Origin of the sequence: Vibrio harveyi NBRC 15634 = ATCC 14126 = KCTC 12724 (genome assembly GCF_001591145.1) — a bacterium.
Lineage (GTDB): Bacteria > Pseudomonadota > Gammaproteobacteria > Enterobacterales > Vibrionaceae > Vibrio > Vibrio harveyi.
Map to the genome: position 1 here is coordinate 122223 of NZ_BCUF01000006.1, position 12590 is coordinate 134812.

A 12590-nucleotide genomic window follows, 5' to 3' on the forward strand; every position below is an offset into this window, starting at 1 on the left:
GAGCCAATAGATCCGACTGCCTATTGGCTTCTTTTTTGTCTGTTGAGTAAGGGGAAAGAAAGTGCCCAAGCGATTTATGTAAACACAAACACTTGGGCATGGAATGAAGCAATCAATCAACTGTTAGCGATGAACTGCTCGCGTAACTTCTCAATCTCGTCACGCTTTTGCGCTGCTAATTCAAATTCCAGATCTTGAGCATGTTGGTACATCGCCGCTTCTAGACGACTGATCTCTTTCTCCAACTGCTGTGGAGACATAATTTCGTAGGTTTGCGAAGGCTCTGCCACTTTCGATAACGGAACTTGCTTAGTGTTCCGTTGACGTTTGGACTTAGTGATATCCCCCAGCTCCATAATGTCTTTGATATTGCGCTTCAAGGCTTGAGGTTCAATGCCCATCTCTGCGTTATATGCTTTTTGCTTCTCACGGCGACGATCCGTTTCGTCCATTGCTTTCTTCATCGATTTAGTGATCGAATCTGCGTAAAGAATCGCTTTACCTTTGATGTTACGAGCTGCACGCCCAATGGTCTGAATCAATGAACGCTCTGAACGCAAGAAACCTTCTTTATCTGCATCCAAGATCGCCACCAGCGATACTTCGGGCATATCGAGACCTTCTCGCAACAAGTTGATCCCTACCAACACGTCGAACTCACCTAAACGAAGGTCGCGAATAATTTCGACACGCTCAACGGTGTCGATATCTGAGTGAAGGTATCGAACTTTCACATCGTGCTCGTGAAGGTATTCGGTCAAGTCTTCTGCCATACGCTTGGTTAACGTCGTCACCAGAACACGCTCATCTTTCGCCGCTCGAATGCGAATTTCAGACAACAAGTCATCAACTTGAGTCGATACCGGACGTACTTCCAATTCCGGATCGAGCAGACCCGTTGGGCGTACAACCTGATCAGCAATCTCATCGGCTGATTTTTCCAGCTCGTAGTTACCTGGTGTCGCTGATACAAATATCGTCTGTGGAGAAATCGCCTCAAATTCTTCAAACTTCATCGGACGGTTATCCAATGCTGAAGGTAAACGGAAGCCAAACTCCACCAACGTCTCTTTACGCGAACGGTCACCTTTATACATCGCACCAATTTGTGGAACTGTAACGTGCGATTCGTCGATGATCAGTAAACCATCATGAGGTAAGTAATCGAATAGTGTTGGGGGCGGCTCACCCTCCGCTCGACCACTTAAGTAACGGGAGTAGTTTTCGATACCTGAACAGAAGCCTAGCTCGTTCATCATCTCAATATCGAACTGAGTTCGTTGGCTGATGCGTTGTTCTTCTAGAAGCTTGTTGTTATCTAGCAACTGCTTCTTGCGAACTTCAAGCTCATCTTTGATGCTTTCAATCGCATCAAGGATACGCTCACGCGGGGTCACATAGTGAGTCTTTGGATAGATGGTATAACGTGGTAAGTCACGCTGTTTCACCACTCCAGTCAGAGGGTCGAATACGCTAATGCAATCCACTTCATCATCAAACATTTCGACACGGACCGCATCTTGGTCTGATTCTGCCGGAAAGATATCAATCACTTCACCACGAACGCGGAACTGACCACGTTCGAATGCAACGTCATTGCGAGAATATTGCAACTCTGCAAGACGGCGCAGCATATCACGTTGATCAATCACATCTCCACGGCGCAGGTGCAACATCATTTGCAGATACGATTCCGGATCACCCAAACCATAAATAGCCGATACCGACGCTACGATGATCGCATCTTTGCGTTCTAGTAAGGCTTTAGTGGCCGATAAACGCATTTGCTCAATATGAGCATTAACTGAAGCATCTTTTTCAATAAAGGTGTCCGTCGTTGGAACGTATGCTTCAGGTTGGTAGTAATCATAGTAAGAGACGAAGTACTCTACGGCATTATTTGGGAAGAAGGCTTTCATCTCACCATACAGCTGAGCTGCCAGCGTTTTGTTTGGTGCAAGGAGGATGGCAGGACGCTGCGCTTGCGCAATCACATTTGCCAACGTGAATGTTTTACCTGAGCCAGTTACACCCAATAGCGTCTGATGAGCAAGACCTGCGTCTAACCCTTCCAATAACTGTTTGATAGCGGTTGGCTGATCACCAGATGGTTGATACTCAGAGACCAGTTCATAAACTTTACTCATACCCTTCCTCAAATTTACTGCACTTTGGCTGTATATATATACACCTTATTAGATGAAATCTACGTCTATTTTAGATTTATAGCTCATTGTTACTAATTTTTGTGCTTTCTCTATTTTGATCTAGCCTTAGTCTGGTGACTCTGTTATAGTCTTTCGCCCTACTTGGTGATACTCCCCAAATCATCACAATTTAGTTTCCACAACTTTTCCCCAGAAAGACCTAATATTATCCTTTATCCCCAAAAGGCTAAATTTTATCCACTTTAACTAATTCTGCGTCAATCTAAATAAATCACTGTTTTATTTGCTTATTCAGTGCCTATTTCTGCTTAAAAATTCAAAATAAAACAACACTGTTGCATGTAAAAGATCTTTACTCAGATCTCATCAACATAGTTATCCACAAATTTGGTGGATAAGTAACTCCAGCCCTTTACTGGCAAGGATTACAAGAAAGTAAAGATAAAATTCCATTATTTTTTACTAGAAATGTGTTTTTTAGGTGTTGACAGAAATATAGGTGCTCGGTAAGATTCGACCCGCTTTCAAGCAAAGCAATTCCTCCTTAGCTCAGTCGGTAGAGCGACGGACTGTTAATCCGCAGGTCGCTGGTTCGAATCCAGCAGGAGGAGCCAAATTCCAGACGAAGCCGTGTCGAAAGACGCGGCTTTTTCGTATCTGCTCCTCTAGAATCTCAGCACAAATAAGCTTAGTAAATACAGTTACACAATCTCTTCATACACACCGCTTCTTCCTAATTCGAATGACGGCAAATCTGCTCATTACTCTGTTTTACTTTTAATTCGCCGATAAATTCACGATACCAAGCATTAAATGTGTGGTTCCAAAAGCAAAAGCCAACCATAAACCTATGATTTAAATATTAATGCATTTTAGTCATTTAAAAAATGAAAAGCATTCATTTTACTCATAAATAGTAAGTCCATACGATTGAAAGGGTTAAGAATGGTTCCGTCCTACTCGTCGCCTCCATTCTATTTATCAATAACTTAGGGATTTACTAATGACTATTCCGACGACTGATATGCTTGACGCATGGACTGGATTCGCTGCTGGTGAATGGCAAAATGCTGTCAACACTCGTGACTTCATCCAAAAAAACTACACCCCTTATGAAGGAGACGAGTCCTTCTTAGCTGAGGTAAGTGAATCTACGTCAGCATTGTGGAACCAAGTGCTTGAAGGCATTAAACAAGAAAGCCGCACACACGCGCCTGTTGATTTCGATACCGCTCTGCCATCAACAATTACTTCTCACGATGCGGGTTACATCAACAAAGATTTAGAAAAGATCGTTGGCTTACAAACCGAACAGCCACTCAAACGTGCCATTATCGCCAATGGCGGCATTCGTATGGTGAAAAACTCGTGCGAAGTGTACGGTCGAGAGCTAGACCCAACCGTAGAAAAGATCTTCACCGAATACCGCAAAACTCACAACAAAGCGTGTTTCGATCTGTACACCAAAGAGATCCTAGCGTGTCGTAAATCAGGCATCATTACTGGTCTTCCAGATGCTTATGGTCGTGGACGTATCATCGGTGATTACCGACGTATCGCCCTTTACGGTATCGAATTCTTAAAAGCAGATAAAAAAGAGCAATACAACTCAACACAAACTTTCCTAGAGCGTGGCAGTGATCTTGAAAAGACACTTCGCCTGCGTGAAGAGATTGCCGATCAAGTTCAAGCACTTGAAGACATTCGTCAAATGGGTCTGAAATACGGCATTGATATGTCGCTACCCGCAAAAACAGCACAAGAAGCGATTCAATTTACCTACTTTGGCTACCTAGCGGCGGTTAAATCACAAAATGGCGCTGCAATGTCATTGGGTCGTACATCAACCTTCTTAGACGTTTATCTAGAACGCGATATCGCAAATGGTTTGATTGATGAATCACAAGCGCAAGAGATGATCGACCACTTCATCATGAAATTGCGCATGGTTCGCTTCCTGCGTACACCAGAATACGATTCACTGTTTTCTGGTGACCCAATCTGGGCAACAGAAGCCATGGCTGGGATGGGGGTAGATGGTCGCACGCTCGTAACTAAAACGACATTCCGCTACTTACATACATTGCATACTATGGGACCAGCACCAGAGCCAAACATGACGATCCTGTGGTCAGAGCAATTACCAGAGACGTTTAAGCAATACGCAGCAAAAGTGTCAATTGATACGTCTTCCGTTCAGTACGAAAACGACGATCTGATGCGCCCAGATTTCAATAACGACGATTACGCGATAGCTTGTTGTGTGAGTCCACAGATTGTTGGTCAACACATGCAGTTCTTTGGCGCACGAGCCAACCTTGCAAAAGCGCTGCTATACACAATCAACGGCGGCATAGACGAGAAATCTAAAGCGCAAGTAGGTCCATCTGTAGAAAAAGTTCAAGATGAAATTCTCAACTTTGACGCACTAATGCCGCGCTTCGATAATATGTTGGAATGGTTAGCGACTCAATATGTCACTGCGTTGAACATCATCCATTACTCGCATGACCGTTACAGCTACGAAGCGTCATTAATGGCACTGATGGATCGTGACGTACATCGAACCATGGCGTGTGGTATTGCGGGTCTATCTGTGGTGGCAGACTCTTTAGCTGCAATCAAATTCGCAACAGTGAAACCGATTCGCGACGAAAATGGCATCGCCGTTGATTTTGAAATCGAAGGCGACTACCCGAAATTCGGTAACAATGATCCACGCGTTGATGACATCGCTTGTGATCTAGTAGAGCGCTTCATGAAAAAAATTCAGAAGATGCACACTTATCGTGAAGCTGTGCCAACTCAGTCGATCCTAACCATCACATCTAACGTGGTTTACGGCAAAAAAACGGGTAACACGCCAGATGGTCGCCGCGCAGGTATGCCGTTTGGTCCAGGTGCAAACCCAATGCATGGTCGTGATGAAAAAGGAGCGGTTGCTTCGTTAGCTTCGGTTGCCAAACTGCCGTTTGCTTACGCGAAAGATGGCATTTCTTACACCTTCTCAATTGTACCCAATGCATTAGGTAAAGATGAGTCAAGCCAGAAGAGGAACCTTGCGGCGCTAATGGATGGGTACTTCCATCATGAAGCAAGCAATGAGGCTATTGCGATTGAAGGTGGTCAGCATCTCAATGTTAATGTTCTCAACCGAGACATGCTGTTAGATGCGGTTGAACATCCTGAAAAATACCCTCAATTGACGATTCGAGTGTCTGGTTACGCAGTACGTTTTAACTCGCTAACGAGAGAGCAGCAACAAGACGTTATCAGCCGCACCTTTACAGAAAAACTGTAAATCAATCTAGAAACGTTAACCTTAGCTCATCCCCCTAGCTCATTAGGGGTATGAGCATTTTCTATTTCGTTTTATCCAAGAAATGAAGAGTGAAGCCGCCAGCAAAGCGTGCGTTAAATCAGTGACGAAAATTGCGTTTTCCTTTGTTAACAACCATTCACCAAACTTTTCAATTTCTTATTAATCCATCCACTCACATCACATACACGTATAATTTTCCATCGGGTGCATAAAACCACACCGTTCTTTGGTTGTTATTGGTGTCACAAAACACGATAATATTGGGATCGGATTTTAAGAACGTAATAACTATGACCGAATATATTTTGTTGTTGGTCGGCACTGTGCTGGTGAACAACTTTGTACTGGTGAAGTTTTTGGGCTTGTGTCCTTTTATGGGCGTGTCTAAAAAACTGGAAACAGCAATTGGCATGGGCTTAGCTACAACTTTTGTACTAACGCTCGCGTCTGTGTGTGCATACTTAGTGGAAAGCTATGTTTTACGTCCACTGGGCATCGAATATCTACGAACCATGAGCTTTATTTTGGTGATCGCTGTTGTTGTACAGTTCACCGAAATGGTCGTGCACAAAACCAGCCCGACGCTTTATCGTCTGTTGGGTATCTTCCTACCATTGATTACAACCAACTGTGCTGTTTTGGGTGTTGCCCTGCTTAACATCAATGAAAACCACAACTTCATTGAATCGATCATTTACGGTTTTGGTGCGGCAGTTGGCTTCTCTTTGGTATTGATCCTATTTGCCTCAATGCGTGAACGTATTGCTGCAGCTGACGTACCTGTACCGTTTAAAGGTGCTTCGATTGCAATGATCACCGCAGGTCTTATGTCTCTTGCCTTCATGGGCTTTACTGGTTTGGTGAAGTAGACAATGAGTACTATTTTAATTGCGATCATTGCCCTTGCAGCGCTTGCCGCTGTATTTGGGGCCATACTCGGTTTTGCGTCGATTCGCTTCAAAGTAGAAGCCGACCCGATCGTCGATCAAATCGATTCTATTCTTCCTCAAACTCAGTGTGGTCAGTGTGGCTACCCAGGTTGTCGTCCATACGCAGAAGCGATTGCTAACGGCGATCAAATCAACAAGTGTCCCCCAGGTGGTCAAGCGACCATTGAAAAACTGGCGGATTTGATGGGTGTCGAAGCGGAAGAGTCGGCACACGACCTCGACAACAAAGTCAAAACCGTTGCTTTCATCCATGAAGACATGTGTATCGGTTGTACCAAGTGTATTCAAGCGTGTCCTGTGGATGCGATTGTCGGTGGTACCAAAGCGCTTCATACCGTGATCAAAGACGAGTGTACGGGTTGTGACTTGTGCGTTGCGCCTTGTCCAACCGACTGTATTGAAATGATTCCTGTGGAAACCACCACAGAGAGCTGGAAGTGGAAACTTAACGCCATTCCAGTGGTTAACATTACGGATGCTGCCAGTGCAGCGAACGTGACTGATTCAATTAAATAAGGTTTCGTATGTTGTCTTTGATTGAACAAATTCGTACTGGTTCGCTATGGGATTTCCCAGGTGGCGTGCATCCGGCAGAAAACAAAAAGCAATCCAACAAAACTGAATTGGTTCATGCAGCCATTCCGTCGGAAATCGTCCTACCTCTAAAACAACACATAGGTAAAGCAGGTAATCTATTGATTGCTGTTGGCGACAAGGTGTTGAAAGGTCAGCAACTAACGGCGTCAGACAGTGGCTTTACCGTTCCGGTTCATGCACCAACTTCCGGTCAAGTGACGGCTATTGAGCCACGAACCGTTGCTCACCCATCGGGTTTGAGCGAACTGTGCGCAGTGATTACGCCAGATGGTAACGATGCTTGGTGTGAGAAAACGCCCGTTGCCGATTACACTCAAGAATCCGCTGATGCGTTAATCGATGTGATTCGCCTTGCTGGTATCTCTGGCATGGGTGGCGCAGGCTTCCCTACTGCTAAGAAGATCCAATCGGGTATTGCACGTACCGAAATTCTTATCGTTAACGCAGCCGAATGTGAGCCTTACATCACCGCCGATGACAAACTCATGCAAGAACATGCTGACGAATTGATCCAAGGGATCGAGATCGTCGAGCATATCCTTAAGCCAAAACTGACCATCATCGGTATTGAAGATAACAAGCCAGCAGCAATCAAAGCACTGGAACAAGCGGCGATGAACAAAGACATCGTGATCCGCGTTATCCCAACCAAATACCCTTCTGGTGGTGAGAAGCAGCTCATCAAGATTTTGACCAATAAAGAAGTTCCTAGCGGTGCTATCCCTGCAGATATTGGCATCCTGGTTCAAAACGTTGGTTCTCTATACTCAATTAAACGTGCAGTGATCGATGGCGAACCTATGGTCAATCGCATCGTGACGCTTACAGGTAAAACCTTCAAACAACCACGTAACGTTTGGACACTTCTTGGTACGCCAGTACAAGCGCTTTTAGATGAGTTTGGCTATAAAGCAGATAAAAAGCTGCAGCGTCTGATCATGGGTGGTCCAATGATGGGCTTTACCCTACCTCACGCTCAGGTTCCTATCACTAAAACGGCAAACTGTATTCTGGCACCGAAACGTCGTGAGATCGCCTCTGACCAACACGAAATGGAATGCATTCGTTGTAGCCAATGTGCTGAGGCATGTCCTGCGTCACTACTGCCACAGCAGCTCCAGTGGTATGCGAAAAGCCAAGAATACGACAAGCTGGAAGAGCTGAACTTAAAAGACTGTATTGAATGTGGTGCGTGTGCATTTGTGTGTCCAAGTGAGATTCCACTGGTTCAATATTATCGTCAAGCGAAAGCTGAAATCCGTACTCGCGCTCAAGAAGCGGCAGCCGCTGAACGAGCTAAACTGCGCTTTGAAGAGAAAAAAGCGCGTATGGAACGCGAAAAAGCAGAACGTGAGAATCGCTTCAAGAAAGCCGCGGATGATCGTCGTAAAGACATGAAAGCATCTGGTGGTGACGATGCGATTGCAGCAGCGATCGCTCGTGTGAAAGCGCAAAAAGAGAACGCTGAAGCGAAAGCCGAGCCAGCAGTGAAACCAGCGGTTGCTGCCGCGATTGCCAAAGCAAAAGCAAAACAAGCTGCAGCAGCTCAATCTGGCGCAGCAGAACCTGATAACTCAGAAATGGCGAAGCTACGCGAAGAGCGCAAACGTATTGCTCGTGAGCGTAAAGCACAAAAAGAGCAAGGTGACACATCTGAGGATAATGCTGACGATAAGAAGTCTGCAGTTGCAGCCGCTATTGCCCGTGCAAAAGCCAAGAAAGCTCAGCAAGAAGACACATCAACACCTGCTGAAGCTGGTGACAAGAAAGCAGCCGTCGCGGCAGCTATCGCCAGAGCTAAAGCGAAAAAAGCACAACAAGAGGATTCAACCGAACCTGTAGAATCAGAAACGTCTGAACAGCAAGGCAGTGATCCTAAGAAAGCTGCTGTAGCTGCTGCCATTGCTCGCGCTAAAGCACGCAAAGCTCAGCAAGAAGCACAAACAGAGTCTGTTGAAGCGGAAGCGCCTGCAGAGCAAGTTGAAGATCCGAAGAAAGCCGCAGTTGCTGCAGCGATTGCTCGTGCAAAAGCGCGCAAAGCTAAGCAAGAAAACTCTACAGAACCTGTAGAAACGGAAGCACCTGCAGAACAAGCGGAAGATCCGAAGAAAGCCGCTGTTGCCGCAGCCATTGCTCGCGCTAAAGCACGCAAAGCTCAGCAAGAAGCACAAACAGAGTCTGTTGAAGCGGAAGCGCCTGCAGAGCAAGTTGAAGATCCAAAGAAAGCCGCAGTTGCCGCTGCGATTGCTCGTGCAAAAGCACGCAAAGCTAAGCAAGAAAACTCTACAGAACCTGTAGAAACTGAAGCTCCTGCTGAACAAGTTGAAGATCCAAAGAAAGCTGCAGTTGCCGCTGCCATTGCCCGCGCTAAAGCGCGTAAGGCTCAGCAAGAAGCGAATAAGAACAATACTGAGGAGAACGAGTAATGTCGTTTTTTATTGCCAGTTCACCACACGCTCACAGCCGTCGTAGTACGCCTGATTTGATGAAATGGGTAGCGCTGTGTGCAATTCCTGGCTTAGTGGCTCAAACCTACTTCTTTGGTTGGGGCACCATCATTCAACTTGTGTTCGCTATTGCGGTCGCGGTGTCGCTAGAAGCGCTAGTCATGCTTGTGCGTAAGCGTTCACCAATGCGTGCACTTCGTGATAACAGTGCCATCGTGACAGCATGGTTATTAGCCGTTGCTATCCCACCATGGTCTCCGTGGTGGATCATGGTCATCGGCTTGATTTTTGCCATCGTGATCGCGAAGCACCTATACGGTGGTATTGGTCAAAACCTATTTAACCCAGCGATGGTCGCCTACGTGGTGCTACTTATCTCCTTCCCTGTCCAGATGACAAGTTGGAGCGCACCTGTTTCATTGATGTCTGAGCACGTTAGTTTTGCAGACGCGTTATCTCTGATCTTCACTGGTTATGATTTTGATGGCTTGTCACTACAACAAGTTCGCGCTGGAGTGGATGGCGTGACAATGGCAACCCCATTAGACGCATTTAAAACCGGTATCCACACTGGTGCGACACCAAGTGAAGTGCTATCACAACCTATGTTTGGTGGTCTTGCTGGTATCGGTTGGCAATGGGTAAACCTTGCTTACTTAGTCGGTGGACTGGTTATGATCAAAAAGCGCATCATCCAATGGTACATTCCTGTTGGCTTCCTAGGCAGTTTGGCGCTGTTTAGCACAGTATTTAGCTTAATCACACCAGGAGAAACTGCTTCACCAATCTTCCACCTACTTTCGGGTGCTACGATGTTGGGCGCATTCTTTATCGCAACTGATCCTGTATCAGCATCCACTACCGTGAAAGGTCGTTTGATTTTTGGTGCGCTTATTGGTGCATTGGTATTTATTATTCGTAGTTGGGGCGGTTTCCCAGATGGCGTTGCCTTTGCCGTTCTGCTTGCCAATATGTGTGTACCGTTGATCGACTACTACACCAAACCAAGAACTTACGGTCACTGAGGTAAACATGTTAACCGCTATTAGAAAAAATGGTCTGACACTTGCGATCTTCGCTTGTGCTACAACCGGTCTTGTGGCACTGACTCAGTACCTAACAAAAGATCAAATTAAACTTCAGGAACAAAAGCAATTGCTGTCGGTTCTTAACCAAGTGATTCCGGAAGAAATGCATGACAACAATCTTGTTACCGCGTGTACGATGGTGTCAGCGCCCGATCTAGGTACGGTTCGAGCGATGCCAACTTATATCGCAACTAAAGATGGTCAACCAACGGCAATGGCGATTGAATCCATCGCTCCAGATGGCTACAACGGTGAAATCAAAATCATCACTGGCATCGATAACCAAGGCAAGATCCTTGGTACTCGTATCCTAAGCCATCAAGAAACACCGGGGTTGGGCGATAAAATCGATTTACGTGTTACCGACTGGATTTTGAGTTTCACGGGTAAACAAGTGACAGAAAGTAACTGGAATTCTTGGCGCGTTCGTAAAGATGGTGGCGATTTCGATCAGTTCACTGGTGCTACGATTACCCCTCGCGCAGTAGTGAAAGCGGTAAGAAACACGGTAAACTATGTTAATAAATCTCGTGATGAGATTCTGAACCAGCCCCTAGACTGCGCAGGAGGCAACCATGAGTGAAAATAAACTGCTAATGAAAAACGGCATGTGGAGTAATAACCCAGCCCTAGTGCAACTTCTGGGTTTGTGTCCTCTACTTGCGGTTTCTTCCACCATTACCAACGCGCTTGGTTTGGGTATTGCGACTTTGTTGGTGCTTGTCGGTTCGAACGTGACGGTTTCACTGATTCGTAACTACGTACCAAAAGAAATCCGTATTCCCGTTTTCGTTATGATCATTGCTTCTTTGGTAACTTGCGTTCAACTGCTCATGAATGCTTATGCCTACGGCTTGTATCTATCTCTTGGTATTTTCATTCCTCTGATCGTAACCAACTGTATTATCATTGGTCGTGCGGAAGCTTACGCATCTAAAAATGATCCACTGCCAGCAGCACTAGATGGTTTTTGGATGGGTCTGGGAATGACAACTGTACTGGTTGTACTTGGCGCAATGCGTGAACTTATCGGTAATGGCACCCTGTTTGATGGTGCAGACCTACTCCTTGGCGATTGGGCTGCAGCACTGCGCATTCAAGTATTCCACTTCGATAGCAGCTTCCTACTTGCATTATTACCACCAGGCGCTTTCATCGGGGTAGGACTTTTGATAGCGTTGAAAAATGTTATCGATAGCTCAATTCAGGCACGTCAGCCAAAAGAAGAAAAACCAGCCATTGAGCGTGCTCGCGTAACTAACGCATAATGTAAAAATTCTAAAATCAAGGCTCTACCACTCGTAGGGCCTTTTTCATAAACCGCAAAGACGGGTTTGGAAGTCAGCAATGAACAAAGTCAAAAGAATTGAAATTCTCGAACGATTAAGAGAAAACAATCCTAATCCTCAAACGGAGCTCAATTGGAGCACTCCGTTTGAACTCCTTATCGCCGTACTGCTTTCTGCGCAAGCGACAGACGTAAGTGTGAACAAAGCAACAGATAAACTCTACCCAGTTGCCAACACACCGCAGGGCATTCTTGATTTGGGCGTCGATGGTTTAAAGGAATACATCAAAACCATCGGTCTGTTTAACTCAAAAGCCGAAAACACCATTAAGACTTGTAAGATCCTGCTCGAAAAACACAACGGTGAAGTGCCAGAAGATCGCGCAGCGCTTGAAGCGTTACCCGGTGTGGGTCGTAAAACAGCTAACGTTGTACTGAACACCGCATTCGGTTGGCCAACAATTGCGGTAGATACGCATATCTATCGTGTTTCGAACCGTACAAAGTTTGCGATGGGCAAAACTGTCGACGATGTGGAAGAAAAACTTCTTAAAGTGGTGCCAAAAGAGTTTAAGCTTGATGTACACCATTGGCTGATCCTTCATGGTCGCTACACCTGTGTTGCACGAAAGCCGCGTTGTGGTAGTTGTATCATCGAAGACCTGTGTGAATTCAAAGATAAAGTGTATCCAGACGAATAACCCTGTCTGAAACAATCGCTAGGAGCAAA

At 45.7% G+C, this 12590-nt stretch carries 9 protein-coding genes and 1 tRNA gene; 9 read left to right on the forward strand and 1 reads right to left on the reverse strand.

Annotation, left to right across the window (positions count from 1 at the left end):
* Positions 1 to 116 precede the first annotated feature (116 nt).
* Positions 117 to 2147 (reverse strand): excinuclease ABC subunit UvrB, encoded by a 2031-nt coding sequence (gene uvrB, locus VHA02S_RS05250; RefSeq protein WP_005444695.1) that lies wholly within the window; start codon positions 2145 to 2147, stop codon positions 117 to 119.
* A 559-nt stretch (positions 2148 to 2706) separates the two neighbouring features.
* Between uvrB and VHA02S_RS05255 the strand changes: the two genes are divergently transcribed.
* The 9 genes from VHA02S_RS05255 to nth all read left to right on the forward strand — a co-directional run bounded on the left by VHA02S_RS05255 (position 2707) and on the right by nth (position 12561).
* Positions 2707 to 2782 (forward strand) — tRNA-Asn (locus tag VHA02S_RS05255).
* Between the two features lie 389 nt (positions 2783 to 3171).
* Entirely contained in the window at positions 3172 to 5469 is a 2298-nt protein-coding gene (pflB, locus tag VHA02S_RS05260; RefSeq protein WP_038897677.1) for a formate C-acetyltransferase, read from the forward strand.
* A gap of 311 nt (positions 5470 to 5780) precedes the next feature.
* Complete coding sequence (gene rsxA / locus VHA02S_RS05265; protein ID WP_005425202.1) at positions 5781 to 6359, forward strand: electron transport complex subunit RsxA; 579 nt, start codon at positions 5781 to 5783, stop codon at positions 6357 to 6359.
* A 3-nt stretch (positions 6360 to 6362) separates the two neighbouring features.
* A complete protein-coding gene (rsxB, locus tag VHA02S_RS05270) occupies positions 6363 to 6956 on the forward strand; it encodes an electron transport complex subunit RsxB (protein WP_005444686.1) in 594 nt (197 codons plus the stop codon).
* 8 nt (positions 6957 to 6964) lie between these two features.
* A complete protein-coding gene (gene rsxC, locus VHA02S_RS05275) occupies positions 6965 to 9463 on the forward strand; it encodes an electron transport complex subunit RsxC (protein ID WP_058649096.1) in 2499 nt (832 codons plus the stop codon).
* Entirely contained in the window at positions 9463 to 10509 is a 1047-nt protein-coding gene (gene rsxD, locus VHA02S_RS05280; protein WP_009702728.1) for an electron transport complex subunit RsxD, read from the forward strand. The genes rsxC and rsxD overlap by 1 nt, the downstream gene beginning before the upstream one ends.
* 7 nt (positions 10510 to 10516) lie before the next feature.
* Positions 10517 to 11155 carry an electron transport complex subunit RsxG gene (gene rsxG / locus VHA02S_RS05285; RefSeq protein ID WP_005444679.1) on the forward strand — a complete coding sequence of 213 codons (639 nt, stop codon included), beginning with the start codon at positions 10517 to 10519 and terminating at the stop codon, positions 11153 to 11155.
* Complete coding sequence (locus VHA02S_RS05290; RefSeq protein WP_009698515.1) at positions 11148 to 11840, forward strand: electron transport complex subunit E; 693 nt, start codon at positions 11148 to 11150, stop codon at positions 11838 to 11840. The genes rsxG and VHA02S_RS05290 overlap by 8 nt, the downstream gene beginning before the upstream one ends.
* A 79-nt stretch (positions 11841 to 11919) precedes the next feature.
* Entirely contained in the window at positions 11920 to 12561 is a 642-nt protein-coding gene (gene nth / locus VHA02S_RS05295; RefSeq protein ID WP_005444675.1) for an endonuclease III, read from the forward strand.
* Positions 12562 to 12590 lie beyond the last annotated feature (29 nt).